The 15,551-nt window shown below is 58.9% G+C and carries 15 protein-coding genes; 9 read left to right on the forward strand and 6 right to left on the reverse strand.

Annotated features, from left to right (window positions below; genetic code table 11):
• Nucleotides 1-184: 184 nt before the first annotated feature.
• From AC0L2K_RS32395 to AC0L2K_RS32405, 3 genes are all read left to right on the forward strand, one after another.
• Nucleotides 185-298, forward strand: a complete 114-nt coding sequence (locus tag AC0L2K_RS32395) for a hypothetical protein (RefSeq protein WP_473533351.1) — start codon at nucleotides 185-187, stop codon at nucleotides 296-298.
• Nucleotides 299-1,673: 1,375 nt separating this feature from the next.
• Nucleotides 1,674-2,222 carry a hypothetical protein gene (locus tag AC0L2K_RS32400; RefSeq protein ID WP_473533327.1) on the forward strand — a complete coding sequence of 183 codons (549 nt, stop codon included), beginning with the start codon at nucleotides 1,674-1,676 and terminating at the stop codon, nucleotides 2,220-2,222.
• Nucleotides 2,161-2,952, forward strand: a complete 792-nt coding sequence (locus tag AC0L2K_RS32405) for a plasmid pRiA4b ORF-3 family protein (RefSeq protein ID WP_473533328.1) — start codon at nucleotides 2,161-2,163, stop codon at nucleotides 2,950-2,952. Before AC0L2K_RS32400 ends, AC0L2K_RS32405 begins: the two co-directional genes overlap by 62 nt.
• Nucleotides 2,953-3,288: 336 nt before the next feature.
• On the opposite strand, the gene AC0L2K_RS32410 is transcribed toward AC0L2K_RS32405, so the two are convergent.
• A complete protein-coding gene (locus AC0L2K_RS32410) occupies nucleotides 3,289-4,461 on the reverse strand; it encodes an IS110 family RNA-guided transposase (RefSeq protein WP_473533329.1) in 1,173 nt (390 codons plus the stop codon).
• Nucleotides 4,445-4,744 carry a hypothetical protein gene (locus AC0L2K_RS32415; protein ID WP_473533330.1) on the reverse strand — a complete coding sequence of 100 codons (300 nt, stop codon included), beginning with the start codon at nucleotides 4,742-4,744 and terminating at the stop codon, nucleotides 4,445-4,447. The genes AC0L2K_RS32410 and AC0L2K_RS32415 overlap by 17 nt, the downstream gene beginning before the upstream one ends.
• A 143-nt stretch (nucleotides 4,745-4,887) precedes the next feature.
• On the opposite strand from AC0L2K_RS32415, the gene AC0L2K_RS32420 reads away from it, so the two are divergent.
• Nucleotides 4,888-6,288 carry an ISKra4 family transposase gene (locus tag AC0L2K_RS32420; RefSeq protein WP_473533352.1) on the forward strand — a complete coding sequence of 467 codons (1,401 nt, stop codon included), beginning with the start codon at nucleotides 4,888-4,890 and terminating at the stop codon, nucleotides 6,286-6,288.
• On the opposite strand, the gene AC0L2K_RS32425 is transcribed toward AC0L2K_RS32420, so the two are convergent.
• Nucleotides 6,255-6,476 carry a hypothetical protein gene (locus AC0L2K_RS32425; protein WP_473533331.1) on the reverse strand — a complete coding sequence of 74 codons (222 nt, stop codon included), beginning with the start codon at nucleotides 6,474-6,476 and terminating at the stop codon, nucleotides 6,255-6,257. The two genes, AC0L2K_RS32420 and AC0L2K_RS32425, sit on opposite strands and share 34 nt — an antisense overlap.
• Before the next feature lie 120 nt (nucleotides 6,477-6,596).
• On the opposite strand from AC0L2K_RS32425, the gene AC0L2K_RS32430 reads away from it, so the two are divergent.
• Genes AC0L2K_RS32430 through AC0L2K_RS32450 form a run of 5 tightly spaced genes read left to right on the forward strand, consistent with a single transcriptional unit; the run spans nucleotide 6,597 to nucleotide 11,348 of the window.
• Entirely contained in the window at nucleotides 6,597-6,893 is a 297-nt protein-coding gene (locus AC0L2K_RS32430) for a hypothetical protein (RefSeq protein WP_473533332.1), read from the forward strand.
• The gene (locus AC0L2K_RS32435) at nucleotides 6,883-7,473 is read left to right on the forward strand and encodes a type II toxin-antitoxin system VapC family toxin (protein WP_473533333.1); all 591 of its coding nucleotides are present in this window, start codon (nucleotides 6,883-6,885) and stop codon (nucleotides 7,471-7,473) included. Before AC0L2K_RS32430 ends, AC0L2K_RS32435 begins: the two co-directional genes overlap by 11 nt.
• Nucleotides 7,470-8,849 (forward strand): hypothetical protein, encoded by a 1,380-nt coding sequence (locus tag AC0L2K_RS32440; RefSeq protein WP_473533334.1) that lies wholly within the window; start codon nucleotides 7,470-7,472, stop codon nucleotides 8,847-8,849. Before AC0L2K_RS32435 ends, AC0L2K_RS32440 begins: the two co-directional genes overlap by 4 nt.
• Entirely contained in the window at nucleotides 8,839-10,500 is a 1,662-nt protein-coding gene (locus tag AC0L2K_RS32445) for an AAA family ATPase (protein ID WP_473533335.1), read from the forward strand. Before AC0L2K_RS32440 ends, AC0L2K_RS32445 begins: the two co-directional genes overlap by 11 nt.
• Nucleotides 10,497-11,348: an HNH endonuclease gene (locus AC0L2K_RS32450; protein ID WP_473533336.1), complete on the forward strand. Its 852-nt coding sequence runs from the start codon at nucleotides 10,497-10,499 to the stop codon at nucleotides 11,346-11,348. Before AC0L2K_RS32445 ends, AC0L2K_RS32450 begins: the two co-directional genes overlap by 4 nt.
• Before the next feature lie 153 nt (nucleotides 11,349-11,501).
• Here AC0L2K_RS32450 and AC0L2K_RS32455 read toward each other — a convergent pair whose 3' ends face one another.
• Genes AC0L2K_RS32455 through AC0L2K_RS32465 form a run of 3 tightly spaced genes read right to left on the reverse strand, consistent with a single transcriptional unit; the run spans nucleotide 11,502 to nucleotide 15,474 of the window.
• Nucleotides 11,502-12,143, reverse strand: a complete 642-nt coding sequence (locus tag AC0L2K_RS32455; protein ID WP_473533337.1) for a hypothetical protein — start codon at nucleotides 12,141-12,143, stop codon at nucleotides 11,502-11,504.
• Nucleotides 12,140-15,226, reverse strand: a complete 3,087-nt coding sequence (locus AC0L2K_RS32460; protein WP_473533338.1) for an HsdM family class I SAM-dependent methyltransferase — start codon at nucleotides 15,224-15,226, stop codon at nucleotides 12,140-12,142. Before AC0L2K_RS32460 ends, AC0L2K_RS32455 begins: the two co-directional genes overlap by 4 nt.
• Complete coding sequence (locus tag AC0L2K_RS32465; protein ID WP_473533339.1) at nucleotides 15,226-15,474, reverse strand: HTH domain-containing protein; 249 nt, start codon at nucleotides 15,472-15,474, stop codon at nucleotides 15,226-15,228. Before AC0L2K_RS32465 ends, AC0L2K_RS32460 begins: the two co-directional genes overlap by 1 nt.
• Nucleotides 15,475-15,551 lie beyond the last annotated feature (77 nt).

Genomic DNA, 15,551 nt, shown 5'->3' on the forward strand with positions numbered 1-15,551 from the left:
GTATAACCCATGTCAAGGCAGCCAAGCCGGCGGCGAAGGCAGCCTGACCGTCTGAACAGGGGAAAGATGATTAAACTTCGTATCGCGGCGGCCATATCGCGCTGCTTAACCGCCCCACAAAGCCTTATGATTTCCGAGCAGCAAGGCGAGTTGCTGTCTTGAGGCTTGGCCCGAAATCGAGGTCCTGCAGCGTGGCGCATGGCTCGGGTCGCTGCTCGTGGCCTCGCTGCTGCGGTACGGGTCCCTCACCGCCCCACCATCTCGCCCGCCTGCACCTCGGCGCCAAAAACATGGGTGATTATGTATTTGACCGACGCGAACGGCCGTCTTGTGCCGCTCTGCCCATTCCCCTGCGATAGCGATCATTCCACCGGTGGAGGGCCAATGCACCACCGAAGTATACAATCCAAGCTTTCAGCAACCAAGCTTTGGTCGGAGTAGTGCTTGTCAGCGTCTTGGGTGACGGCTGGAGCTGGCGCGGTCATTACAATGGCCAACGCCGTGGCAGCAAGTATGATTCGTGGCCAATGAGACCGCAATTTCTGGAGCTTCGAGCGCCCTACAGCGTCTTTTTCTGAGGTAGGCATTTTTCGTTTTCCTTTTGGATCATCGCGGATTTGAAGAGGATCTGGTGTTATGTCCCGTTGCGAGAGCCGGCGAAGCGGCCGATATTCAATGGTCGAGTCCTAAGTTCTCCTGAATGTTTGTTTTACGAGAACCCTTATGGCAGCCCTAGCTGACAACAGCCTGAAAGCGGTCTGCGCGATGGCGTCTGTGCCGATCGCAGCGAGATCCAACGGAGCTGGGGCGTCCCATGGGATGCGCAGCCTGTATTGCGTTCGGACGAATGTCATGTGAACTCCTGGGCTAAAGACTGCGCGACGGGCCATGTCGGAACACGTATCATGGCTATGAATATGCAATTGGCATGCCACCAAACGGGTTGTGAGCAGCGACCACAAATCGGAGGAGTCGCCCCCTGGCCGGCTTGATCCTAACCCTTAGGATGTCTGGATCTGAACACAGATTGTCGTCAATCGGACTCGGACAAAATGCTGTGACCAGCTTTGGCACCGGCTGACGCCAGAGTCCTCGGTTGAGAATTGCGCGCCTGAGCGCGTATGGGGCAACGGGCGATCGCCGAGGCCGGTCGAGTTGCGCAGCCGTGTGTTGCTGTTAGCGTGGCGGCATAGCCGCAGGCGTGAGCCCGCCTCGTAGCAGAGGTGGATCCCATTGGCTTTCATTTCAGCCCTCGATGCACAGGAGAGTTAGGACACACGCCCCCCGCGCTTGGGATGAGTACAGCGAATTCCGCGAGTCAAACGAGTTCGGCTTCGTCAAATATACAATCGTCGACACCGATCCTGATGGATCGAGCCTCGATGACCAAATCAACCATCTTCAAACTGAAGTGTTCAATATTGCCGAGAGCTACCGGTCCGACATTCGCGAGGTCGGCGGTCAGCAACGATCCTGGTGATCGCCGCATCTTTCGTGTTCACATGGCCACAGTCGGCCGCATCGGTGCCGAGATCAGACCAGAAGTCGCTGATCGTTTATGTCAGTTGGCAGTTTTCGCAGCAACGTACGCCATGATGTGAGTCGTGTCTTCCAAGCGCCGATTTGGCCGGGTAGGGTTTGCAAGGGGGCGAACAACCGGATGAACGAACGGAATGATACTGGAAAAACTGCGCGCCTGCTGGAGATTTAGCCCGACCGTCGATAGGAATGTCGCCCTGGTCGAAGGCTTTCTGAAGGGCAAGAGTTTCGCCGACCTGGCGCAGGAACATAGCCTGTCGAAATCGAGGGTGCGCCAAATCATCGAGAAGGCTGATCGGCTCGTAGGCGGCGGCATCCTGACCAAGGCTGAACCGTCCAAGGCCTCGCCTCGATCCGATTTCAAGGTCGACTATCCATATGTGTGGAACCTGGCCGAGATGCACCGGCTGGGTAGCGTCACCCCGCATCATTTCTTTGCGGAGCTGGAGCGCGCCGGATCGCTGGAGCGGCTGGTTGACAAGATGAAGCGGTTGCCGTGGCGCGCACCAACGACACGTGAGCTGGCGCGCCTCGTGTGGCAAAAGGGGGAGCATGAGGATTTGTGGGGCGGGCTGGAACGAAGTATGTCGTCACCGTTGAATTTTGACGGGGCCGGCGGATGTGAAAAGGGCAAAACGGGCAGCGACGAAAACTGCCGGAGAGGCGGCAGCCTCGGAGGATGAGATTTCCATCCTGCAATTCCGCATCTGGCTGAAGGACGTGAGCCCCATGGTGTGGCGTAGGGTTCAGGTTCCCTCGACGATGACGCTACGCGAGTTTCATGGCGTCCTTCAGGTCGCGATGGGATGGGAAGGCATACACCTTTACCAGTTCGTCATTCACACGGTGCGGTACGGCTCGTGGGAGTCGGGTGCCCGCTTTCCGGCTATCCCACTTGGCAATTTGCAACTGCGTAACGGCAGCCGGTTCCTGTACGAGTACGACCTCAACTTCCCTTGGGAGCACGAGGTCCGGCTAGAGCAGCGCCGGCCTGTCAAACCCGGAGCTCACTATCCGGCGTGTACGGGCGGCGACGGCAACTGTCCGCCTGAGGATTGTGGTGGACCGGAAGCCTGGATGTGGCAGAGGGACGAGGCGCTCGGGCCTGACCTCCATGAGGATCTCGCCACAGCATTGGAATTCATCACGGAAATCGGCGACACCCGGTCCCTTGCGGTCCTCGATGATCCGGACCGCGCTTGGGAATTACAGGAATTGCGGTTTCGGATCAAAGGCGGAGCTACACTTGTATGGGGCGATGATTGTCAAGCTTGCTCCTGGTTCGTTTCCTCATCTCCTCGTTCGGGCTTGGCGACCATCTATCGTGCCGACCTGGCTTCGAACTGGCCGCCGCGCGCAGTGACGGTCAAGGGTGGGGCCGCAGGCCCCCATCGCGAAGCGACTTGTCCTTGACGGTCACGAGCACGGGCGGCAGGCTTTTCCGGGTCGGCACGAGCCGTTTCCAGTGGGGGCCAAATGCCGACGACAGATTTCCGAGGCGAGCTCGCCGAGCCAGGCGCGAAGGTCGCGCGGCAGACTTGTATGCGGTAGATCGCAGTGGGATCTGACCATGATGCAGCATGCGCATCGGTGGCGAAGCTCCGGGGCGGCGGGGCCCATTCTACGCCGGCGGTCCGAAGGACCATGTGTAGCTTCGGGTTGCCGCCACCTCGGATCGTCATCGGCAGACCCTGCTGCGGGCCCGCCAATTGGGGTGTGCCTTGTTCTCCCTCTTCCCACGTGCCTCCATCACGCCGCACGTACGATGACGCCCTGCGGCACCTCGCCCGCGGTGACGAAACGCCACAGCGCAATCAGCAGCTTGCGTGCCAGCGCCACGATCATCGTCTTGCGCGTGGTTTTGCGGCCGTCGCTCGTGCGCGCCTGGAACCATTGGGCCAGGTCGCTGTCCTTCTGGAACAGGAGAAAGCGCCACGCCAACTGGATCATGCCGCGCCGCACGCGGGCATTGCCGGCGCGCGCCAGCCCTTTCTCGCGGCGGCGTTGGCCGCTCTCGTCTGGCGACCCTGTCAGCCCAGCATAGCGCGCCACGGCGCGGCGGTCGCGCAACGGGCGCGACAGGATCTCGTGGACCAGCATGTCGGCGGTCTCGACGCCGATGCCGATGATCCGCGCCAGCAGGCGAACCATCGCGTGACCGTTCTCCGCAGCCGGAGCCGGAGCCGGAGCCGCCAGCCGGCGCAGGCGCTCCTGTTCGATGGCGCGGATCTGCGCGCGCACGAGGCTAAGGCGCTCAAGGAAGCGGTAGAGCTCGGCGCGGGTGTTGTCCGGCAGCGGCGTTCCCTCCGCCGTTCGGATGCTCTCCAGCCTGTCCGCCGCCTGGCGCAGGCTCAGCCGGAAGCTGCGGACCCCGAAGCGGGCGAGGATCGCCTTGGCGCGGTTGATGAGCCGCGTCTGCTCGCCGACCAGAGTCCCCCGCTCGCGGTTCGGCCGCCGCGCGTCCTCCTCTTCGAGTGTCGGGATCGCAGCCATGGAGCAATGACGTTTCTCGCCGCGCAGCCAGCCGAGAAAGGCACGCATCAAAAGCTCGGTGTCGAGACGATCGGTCTTGGCGCGGCGGTGCTCGCGCGACACTGGAACGCTCGAGGGATGGATGGCATAGGCATCGATACCCTGCGCCCGCAGCCAGCGCGCCAGCCAGAAGCCGTCGCCGGCCGCCTCATAGGCGACGGCGATCCGCTTGATCGTATGCCCGGCCCGGCCGGCTTCGTCGCGCCAGCGCTGCAGCAGCTTCAACAGTGCTGGCGCGTCGGCATCGATCTTCTTCAGCGGCTGGCGCTTGAGACCCGGAACAAGCGCGGCGACGAGCCACTTCGCCTTGCTGATTTCGATGACGGCGATGATCGTGTTATCCTGTTCGAGAGCGGTAAGGGACCGGCTCGTGTCAAAAGATTGCGACATGGGGCGCCTCCTTCTGATGGTGGTTTTGACAGCGCCGAAGGATGCCACACCCTCGCCGCTCGCCCCATAGCATCTGCTGGGCCAGTCGTTCGAGCGGCGGAAAGTGAATGATCGCCTGCGGCAGAGCGAACATCTGATCCTCATGCACCAGCAGATGTGACGGGCCTGATGACCTGATCTTTCGAAAGAAGATTGGCCCCAGAAGGGCGGCATCATCACCGCGAGTGTTGATGCCCGAAAGCAAGGCTGGGATGGCGTTTGCGGCCTGCTTGATCGAGATCATGTCGGTTTACCGGACGATTTTCGGATTGCTAACTGATGGTCTTTATCAGCGTTTCCGGCAGGCCGCAGAGGAGAAACGGGCGTCATGGGCGCAATCAGTTTTCCACTCCGGTCATTCTGGAAAACTCATTGCGAGGACATGAGATGCGGGCGCGGCTGGTTCTGGAGATTATGGGTGACGATGGTGAGATGATTGCAATGGAAACCGTCGCCGATCTGGTGAAGGTGACGAAGGGCGCCGAGGATCTCGGTCTGTCGTTGTCGGAGGCGAAAGGCCTTCTTACGAAATTACAGCAGGCGATGGTGGAGACGCAGGTGGAACTTTGGCTGAGCGAAAACCGCGAGCTGGATGGGCGTCGCCTGCGCAGCAAGGGCAGTTACCCAATAACCTTCCATACGCTCTTTGGGGACGTCCGCCTGAAAAGCCCCCGATACTACCTGCCGCACTCGGTCGGCGGAAACGATCCAGCAACGATCTCTCCACTCCGGAAACTGATCCCCGACCACATTGCGCCCGAGCGCCTCTATCTGGAAACGCGGTGGGCATCGCTCGTGCCCTATGCCGCCGCGGCCGAGCTGCTGGCCGATGTGCTGCCGGTCGAGAGCGGCGCCAACGCCACGACGGTTCGGCAGCACGCCTTGCAGGCCGCCAGGCGCATCGAGCGGGAACTGACCGAAGAGCGGGTTTCCTTCATGCAGGATGCCTGTCCGCGCGACTGGATGAACCTGCCCGTTCCCGATGGCCGCATCGTCATCGGTCTGGATGGCGGGTATATCCGTGACCGCAACGATCGAAAGAAGAACTTCGAACTGATCGTCGGCCGCTCCTTACCCGAGGACGGAGATGCCCGTTACATCGGTTTTGTCCATGGCTACGATCGCAAGCCGCAGCGGCGTATCCTTGACCATCTTAAAAAGCAGGGTGTTCAGGCCAATCAGGACATCACCTTCATCACCGACGGAGGAGAAGAAGTCCGCTCGCTTGCCGAGATGATCGCGCCGGCAAGCGAACATGTCCTCGACTGGTTCCACATCACCATGCGCATCACGGTCCTGCGCCAATTCGCCCAGGGTCTCGAAAACCATAATGAGCAGGCCGGACAGGATCTGCTTGAAACCCTGCGCAGGATCAAATGGCACCTCTGGCATGGCAATTCATACCGTGCCCGTGACGAAATCGACGACCTGCAATTCGATGCGGAAGCGCTCGAAACGGACTACCCGATCATGCGCAAATTTCTCACCGCCATCGGCGAGTTCCGATCCTATATCGCTTCCAACAGTGCCAGCCTGATCAACTACGGCGAACGCTACCGGTCCGGTGAGCGCATTTCCTCTGCCTTCGTCGAGGCAACCGTCAATGCCGTCATCAGCAAGCGGTTCGCGAAAAAGCAGCAGATGCAGTGGAGCAGGATCGGCGCACATCTTCTGCTGCAAACCAGAACGCAGACCCTCGACGGCTCCCTGCGCTCGACCTTCCAGCAATGGTATCCCGGTATGGCTAACGACAATCACGAACCCGACGAAACAGCTCTCGCCGCATAACTGCCCCACAAATCCTCATGCTCCCCATCATGCAACGCGTGGAGCACGACCTCCAGGTTCTTGCCCAGACCGCGACCTGTCGGATGGTTCCAACCGACGGCCTCCCCCACCTGCTGATACGTCGCACGCGTTTGCCGCATCGCTTTTTCCGCAAGGAAACGCGCAATTTCGGTTTGCATGGAATCCATCGATCTCCCCAATCGATCACTATGATACGTCTGCTCAGCTGCCTCCGAAAGGCCAGCGGCCACTAAGCCTTGCTTAAGCGTTCAACGCAATCTACATTCTGTTCAACACAGGAGGTTCTGATGGCTGCGCAGACACGGACGGCTGCAGAAAGCGAAGCAACGGTCGCATCGACCCGCAATAAGCTTATACTCGAGCAAGCGAAAGCCGCCGGCCTCCTCGGCGCCGCGAAGAATACCCGCCTTTCGGGGCGAGTGCCTTCGGAGTTGATCGTGGCGGCCAAGAAGCGCGCTCATGTCACCTCGGACACGGAGCTGTTGGAACTGGCGCTGTCGCGCTTGGCTCTCGAAGATGACTTTGGCGCCCGCTTGGTCGGACGCAAGGGCAGCATCCCGGCGGACATAGATCTTGGGATTTGATCTTTCCGAGACCCTCCGATCGCTCAAGCCGCAAAAGTACACCGGAACGCTGGAGCGTAGGGCCGACGATGATCTCCCATGGGTTACAAACGAACCCGCGATCGGTGGACCGGTGTTTCTGGATACGAGCGTCTATTTGGATGTCCTGCAAGGACGATCACCGGTTGAAGTCGATACGCTGCTTACCTATCGCGGATGCCACCATTCCGCAGTCTGCCTGTCTGAGCTGACCCATGCCTTTGGTCGGCTCGATCCAAAGCACGCCTCTACAAAAGCTGTCCTTGAGACGATTGAAGCCACGGTAGAGGACATTCCGGACCACCGACTTCATGCGCCGGACGATGCGATCTGGGGACAAGCCGGAGTTTTGGCCGGCCTGCTCTTCCGGCTGAGCAATCTGCCCAAGGGGGAGGGGCACGAGCGCCGCTTCGTTAATGATGCCCTCGTGTTCCTGCAGGCGCGTCAGTTGGGTGCGAGTGTGCTGACTGGCAACGTCCGTGATTTTGATTTCCTCACTCAGATTCTGCCGACCGGACGGATCGTCCTTTATCGAGCTCCGCCGGGACCGCAGACATCATGAACGTCACGGTCGGCCCTCCTGTCGATATTCTCCACGAACTGGAACAGCTAGCCTGGGCGCCGGCGACTGACGTCAATCACCTGCAAAACACGCCGGCGTTTCTGCGTTTTGTCGAGCTGTATAAAACTCGATATCCCCACATTGGATCTGGCTCCATGTTGCGGTTTTCGCTTGCCTCGGCGCTCCGGCAGCTCGGCTTGGCCTGTCTAGTCGGTGGCCGGGGATCCGGTTTGGCGGCGAGTGCGACCGAGATTGCGGACCGGCTCGACCAGGCAGTGAAGAGCACCGCGTCGAGGCGGCTGCACCTTTGCCCGCTTGATCTGGCAGCGCACCTTCCGGCGATCTCTTTCGGCCCAAACCAGGTCCGGCGCTTTTCTGCCGCCGAGCTTGACCAGCTTTTCGATGTTTTGCTTCTTCACCGCGCGAACGAAAAGTGGTCGTTCGATAGCGGACGTTTCTCCCAGTTCAACTGGCTCGTCGTCAGCGAGCAGGTTCCGCACGACGACATGGGTCCGGAGGGCAGAAAACTGCCCGGTCTGTTCATGGAACTTAGTCAGGATTTCGGACGGATCGAACCGTACAAGACAGGCCTGTCACCAGCGGTCGAAGCTGCCCTTTTCGGTCTTCTCACCATCCCGTGGGAGCGAATTGGCGGCTTAAGGGAGATGGAGTGGCGAGGGTTTGGAGTTCCGTGGGTTTACACTCTCGATTCCGATGTCTTTGCTCGCCGGGTTCCGCCACCGTCTCCGGACAGCCTGAGCTGGGAGCCAGCGGGGTACATCGATGCCAATGGTGACGAGCATGAGTACGAAAGGCCGATCACGTATCCGCTAGACGATGGCAGCGACGATGAAATTGCTTGGCTGAACGACAGCGCCTGGAGTGACATTATATCCGCGCGCCAGACGACACTATTTGATCGTCCCGTTGCGCACTTCTTCATTCGTGGCTTCCAGTCAGACGGGGTTGATGAATTCCTGGCGCATATTTCGACGATCGAGGCGGCGCTCGGCCTACCTCTGGATCATGATCAACGCGCTCGGAAAAAGATCAAGGGAAAGAAACAAGGCGCGACGCACCGTGTCGTGCTGCGCATTGCCGGGTTGCTCGGCGACTGGGCGTCCGGTGATGCCTATTCCAAGCTTTTCGGACTCAGGAGTGACTTCCTGCACGGCAAGCAGATGGCGGACATTTCCGGGAACGATAGACGGCGTGCTCGAGAACTCGCGCGGGAGGTAGTGTTCACGCTGATTGGCGTCGGTTCGTCAGACCCGAACGTGAACCGCGAAGAACTCCTTGGCGTGTTACTGGATAGGGGAAGCCAGCTAAGCGAGCAAGGCGGACTGCCCGAAAGTGAGGCTGCTGATGTCCATTAGCGTCCTGCCCCCAAGCCGACAGGGCGTGCAGAGCTTTGCTACAAAGTTCGCCTTGCAGCAGGACAGATGGAACGACTATTCCTTCATGACGCTGTATCACCTCTACTATCAGGTAGAGGGAAAACCCTCGACTTTGATCGGGCCGGTCAAGATTCTGAGGCGGGGCCAAACCACCCAAGACGGAACCCTGATCACCCAAGCATTCGACCGGCTTCCGGCTGACTTCGGCTCTGTCGGCAACTCACTCGACTACTACCAGCGGCTCAATGAGATTGCCGGGGAGGATCGAGACGAAATTCTGGCCTCGTTGAACGACATCGTTGCAAACCCCCAGCTAGAGCCCTTGTTCAATCAGGAGGAAGGCTGGCGTGTATCCTTGTTCCGCGACAATCCGGAACCCGAGGGGTTCCTCGCTGATGCCAGGCAGATTTATTCTCGCAACGCCAGCGAGGTGCCGGACGTCCATTTATCGTTCACCTTCCAGCCAGCTGGGTGGGCGGCCCCGATCCAACTCTATTTCGATGCTCCCAGCCCGCTATTTTATTTCGGTCCATCGCGCGAAATTGGTCCCAGCAAGCGCAAGGTCTTGCTTCCACGGCGAGCAATGGTGCTGATCGGACGCAACGGATCGGGCAAAAGTACTCTCCTGTCACGCATTGCGCGGGTTGCTTTCGCCTCACCATCGGACAGAACGTGGCCCCAGCTAACCGCGGTCGGCGTGTTCGATCCACCGTCAATCGGCTTTATGCGTATAATCGCGGTTTCTTATAGTGCGTTCGAGAACTTTTCGGTGCCGGGATTGTATGAGACTGAGCTAGAGCAGATCGCATCGGACATGGAGAGGGGAGGCGGTCGCTACGTCTACGCCGGCCTCCGCGACGTCGTTGCCGAAGTGCGAGAGCAATTGTCATCCGCGAGGTCCAACCTGACGGATGTGGACGAAAGAACTGTGTTGGCTACCGAGGATCGGCGACCGAGCACGAAATTGAAGTCGCTTGATCAACTCGCCGACGAGTTTGTTCGCCTCATCGGGCAGATTGCGGAGCATGGAGATGATGCGCTGTTCGATGCTGCGCTTGCCCCTGTGCTCGCCGACGCGTCGTTTGCCGATGTAGCGGGGACGGATCGGCAGGCTCTTTTTGGTGCCGATCCCCGATCAAGCTTTCTAGGATGGAGTACAGGCCACAAGATCACGCTGCATGCGATCGCGTCCTTGGTCGCACATACGACGAGAAAATCCCTGGTGCTCTTCGATGAGCCTGAGACACACCTTCATCCCCCGCTCATCGCAGCGGCCATGCACGCCTTGAGATTGGTACTTGAGGAAAAGAACGCGTTTGCAATCGTCGCAACGCACTCACCTGTTATCCTGCAGGAGACATTGGCACAGCATGTGAGGGTGATCAGGCGGATTGGTTCGGAGTTTGAGGTTTTCGTCCCGGCAAAAGAGACGTTTGGCGAGAATGTGGGCACCCTGACCCACGATATTTTTGGTCTGACCTCAGCTGCGACGGATTTCCATGAGGTCCTTGATCTTCTCATTCAGGCGCACAACACGGTCGAGGAGGTGAATCAGCATTTTCCGCCCGGCCTTAGCGGGCAGGCGCTGGCCTACGTTCTTAGCGGCCTCGCCCAGAAGGCTCGCCAGTGAGGATTCTGCCGTGTCCTTCTCGCGACGAAGCTCAAGCCTACCTCGTGCGCGCTATCGAGACCTATGTTCACGCGGGTATTCCAAGGGGCTATTCTGCCACCGAAGCTGAAATCGAAAGCGTGCTCGCAATCTACGACTCGTATGACGCAAGTTTGGGGGCTCCTGCGGAAGCTCTAAAGGGCGCCGGGCTCCTGCAGCAGTTTCGCGACGCAATCTATAGCGGGTACGACTTCACCCAAGTGGGCGGTAAGCTTGCGTCAGTTCGAGCGTCGCTAATGGCGGGAATTGAGCTGTGCCCTATATGTGGCATCGCACCGCCGCGCCAACTGGACCACCATCTTCCGCGATCGGACTATCGTCCGTTGGCTGTTTATCCCCGCAACCTGGTGCCCCTGTGCCAGGAGTGTAATCAGTCGAAAAGCAAATCGGCTGCCGAAGAGCCGGCACAGCAGTTTTTTCATCCCTATTTGGAAGCCATCCCGGATACGCCGTTCTTGCGAGCTGGCGTCGCAATTGAAGGGGGTGGCCTGGTTGCTACGTTTGACATTGATCCAGACGCCCCAATCGAAGCTCTTGTCAGTTCGCGCCTTTCATATGTCTTGCAACGCCTGAAACTCAACGAACGCTACGCGCGGGAGATCAATATCTATCTCACGAGTCAGGCGACCGCGGTTAGAATCCTGTTTGATAGTGCTGGCGCTGAGGGTGTCCGCAACTATCTTCTTGCACAGGCAGATGTGGAGAGCCGAGAGTTTCACCTCAATCACTGGCGGCCCGTTCTGCTCCGAGCACTTGCAGCCCATGTCGGGTTCTGCGGTGGGGAATTTGCAGAGGTATTGCCAGCTTGATCCAAACAGTTCGCTTTTCGATCATGTCCGGCTTCCCGCGACGGCTAACCAGATCAGTTAGCTCACGTGCCGCCCGGCGATCGGAGATCGAGCGAACACTTAGGCTTCTGACGGCCGCAACGGCGAGGTCAGGCGCTGGAGCGGGACGCTTCTCTACCGTCCGACTGGAACGACTTGGTGGTGTAAGATTAACGGGCGCAGTTCACCTCTCCTGTGATAGGTCTCTCGGCAATTGCTGTCATGCGGCCGATTTGAAGATTGCTTCATCTCGCCCGGCGCATCCATGCCTAGGTCCGCGAGACGCACTCGGATTGCAGCCGTGATCGCAGCGAATGCCGAAGCGAAGTTGCCATCAAATACGTATCCGAGCATACCGCCATGCTTGACGCGCTTGCCATATTGGCCCCGTATGAATCGCATCATCCCCCGGGTGACATACTCTGTGGCAAACGACCGCGTTTGCTTGCCGTTGGGTACGTTTAGCCTCTTGCATTCGAGGCAGAAGTAGATGTCCTCGCGTGGAAGCATCGGTGAAAAAGCGATATCCAACCGCCCTTGGGCCTCGCCGGGATTAGGATCGAGCTCCACCATTTGGATATCAATCCGGAACGGAAGATTGCTGCTGGAACGATTGGCACGGAGCAATCGGCACAGCTCTTCTGTGATTGGGTCCTCGCGAGAATCTGGGCTGATCCCCGGCATGAGTGCCCAAGAGGCAACGATCAGCTCGAGGATGTCAGGAACCATGGAGTCGATAAGGTCCATCCATTCGTCGGGAACGCCAATTGCCTTCATGAACCGCCGCCCGACTGCATGAGGAGCGTCGAGGCGACCTCATCCGCATCGTTGAGAGCGGCGGATTCCGTCCAGAAGCGGTAAGCGATCGACTTGACCAGATAGAGACGCGAACGATCGAAGACCATGACATCTCGAGGCAGTGCGATGGGTTGTTTGGAACTGACACCGATCACACGTATCCTTTCCAGAGTGGCGAGCAACTGATTGCTGTCGTCGCTTGAGGGCGTAGCTACTCTTGCATCACGGTCCAGTACCACGACGGCCACGCCTAGAGAGTGAGATGCAATCGTGAAGCCGGTCACCGCGTCGCGCTTTGCCCATGCATTGAGCGTGTTGCAGATGCGCTCTAGGTAGCGTTGCCGTTGATCCGAGTTTGCTGGTTTGATGGACGGCACGGGCATTCGCGTGAAGGTCGGCTGAATGCTGGTCGTGACCGTCTGAACGGTGTCACGAACCAGGATCCGCTCTGGCTCCTGAATGCCAAAATACTCTTCGATCAGCGACTCCAGCTTTGCACTCGCCTTCTGGATTGCTTGACCACGACCCAAGAAGTCTGAACGGGCACGATCCGCTGTGTCGCCAACGATCTTTGCCACCTGAGACACGATTGCTCGTGCGCGCTTTGGGTTCGCGAGGTCGTCGGGCACTGGCATCGGAAGCCGCAAAAGCTCTTGGACGTGGACTTCCGGACGGTAGATCCCCCAATTCGACGACGTGTGGAACATGAAGAACTGCGCCAGCGATGTACGCAGATATGCGGCGAGGAATGCGAGAAGCTCCCGATCTGCCTTGGGACCGTGAATGCCGCGAAGCGCGTGCCGGAAGGACACGTTAAAGTCGGCAAACGCAATACGCTGAAAGCCCTTGGTGATCAGCACATGAGGACCCTCGAACACCTGGACGTTAGTGTTCGATCTGTTACGCAGCTCGACCGTGCGTCGGGGCAACTTTTCACAGTCCTCGGGCAAGAGAAACAGGTCAATGTCCTTGCTCTTGGCGGAGATGAATAACGAGGATGGTAAGGTGATCGTCTTCGCCTTTTCCTGATCATCCTTGGCGCCAAGCGGTTGGAACCCCTCAGCGATAATCCAGGGCTTTGTGCTCTCGGGTCCGTCAGACGGCCGTCTGACCCGGTCGCGGAGTCTCGGAAATAGCGACAGTCGGTCGATCAAACGCTGATCGCGTGGCGAGCCCCAGAAACGTTGGGTCCAAAGTTGAGGCGCATCGGCACCCTTTAGGTCGTGGAGCAACTCGTCCGAAGAGAACAACGAACGATCGCTCGACGGAACGGTGACTACCTCGCCGAACATGATCTGCCAGTCGGCCTTGGGGACAAGGTATTCAATCTCGCTATCGCCTGTGGGCGGGGTGGGACGGAAGCGAATGACCACCGCAGGATGGATTGCCTCGTTGAAAAGGAAATATCGAAGGTCAGCGAGGTTGAGCACCCACTCCAATTGGTTCTGGGAGGCCCAGGCTGCTTGGAACGCTACGGCGTTGTCGCCGTGATTGAGCAGAATCCCATGGGGTAATACGAAGCACACGTGCCCGTCCAGCCTGACGTGGCACGTCGCCTTCCAAACGAAAGCGGACGCAATCTGATTGTCGGGAATCGCCTTCTTGTTGTTGGCGCACCACGTGGCTGCAAGGGTGCCCTTACCTGCCAGGCTTCCCCACGGAGGGTTCCCTATGACGAAGTCGGCCCCATTCGGAAGCTGCGCCTGGGTATCGAAGAAGTCGGCGCATATGATGTTGCCGTCACGCGTGCCCGCATCGGACGTCTGGAGTAGGAGATTTGGTAGAGCCCGTCCTTTTGCTTGAAGCCCTTTGATGTCTCTGGGTGAGAGCTTGTCGAGGTAAGCCAGATAGAGACTGAAGGCCGTGATGCGGCATGCGGTGGAATTGGTATCGACGCCGAAGAGGCTGCCCTGCATGAGCTTCATTAGCTCGCGCGCGCGACGTTCATTGCGCGCCCTTGGGTGTCGCTGAATCCACTCTTCTGCGATGCGGTTAAACAGGCCGACGAGAAAGATTCCTGACCCGCATGCGGGATCGAGGAAAGTCTTGCCCAGCAGAGTTTCTTCATTGCGCAAGGCCGCATCGAGGACCAGTTCCACAAGGAAGCGCGGGGTGTAGAAGGCACCGTTTCGCTGAGCCGCCGTGTCGATGAAGTGTTCGTAGATGGCACTGATCGCCTCGATCGGAATATAGCCGAAATCGTAAGGCCAGAACCTGCGTTGCCCATCGGCGACGCTCGTGCCTTGGAAGAAGTCACAAAGCGTGCGGACCTGTGCGGGAGTGATGGACCTCGCTTCCTTCTCCAGATCGCCGCTGAACAGATCGCCGTTAAAGTCCTCGCCGAGTTTGCGGAAGAGCGCATAGAGTTGCGCCTTGGCCTCAGTCGCGGGCGTGATGCTTAGGATGTCTCGAAGGTGCGACAAGCCGCTGGGGAGACCCGCGTCAGCGACATACTCCGGATCGATCACGCCGCGGTCGAACAGATAACACGTGAATACCAGCCGACAGAGCAATGCATCCACGCTCGGAGCAGTCTTTGCCTGATCTCCACCGAGTGCGGCCCTGGTATCTCGCAGGTTTGTAAGGAGGGCGCGATCGACGCGTTGGTCCGGATCGAACGCACGGCTGTGGCGATGGAAGTACGAGCCGGACTCGACGGCGACGATGAACTCGGAGAGCCGGGTAGCGACTCTCTCAAGCGTCTCGATCAGTGCAGGCACCTCGCCCGTTAGGTCATTGGACGACGGACGAACCATTCCGGAAAGGATATGGACCCGAACCGGCGAAATCAGCACGAGGATCGGCGCGCCGCCATGGTTCCAGAACTGTCGATGCATCGTACTGGACTGTGCGACCTGTTTCTCCTCGATCTCTCTGAAATAAATCAGCGGTTGGTTCTCGATGCATAGGATGCCATCGAGTTCCAGTAGATCAAACGCGTGCCTGAGAATGTGGGCCTGAGGGACGTCAGTAGTAAGCTGTTGCCGGGTCGTGAACAGACCCGGAGGGAGCGACTGGCTAAGACCGAAGTCGCTTCGCCAATCTGAGGGGACCCGCGCCATCACGTTCCCCTTCGCGCTACGCGCGAACTATTGATGCTTTGATCTAGGCGATATGCCCAACCCGACTGGATTCGGACGGACACGATTGGGTGACCGCTCTGACGAAGGAAGAGAATATCGCGATTGACTGTAGGCTCCGACACGTGAAGCGCCTGAGCCAGTCCTGATGCCGAATAGTCTCCCGACTTCACCAAGCGCAACAACTCTTGGTGTCGGCGAGGAATCGCGAGTGCCCGGTCGAATCTCATATTGCTGCGTAGCTGAGTCTATCCCATCATGATAGACATCTATCACTGAAATGCAAGAACATAGGAAGAACACTTCG

Source organism: Mesorhizobium sp. WSM4817 (assembly GCF_055811135.1).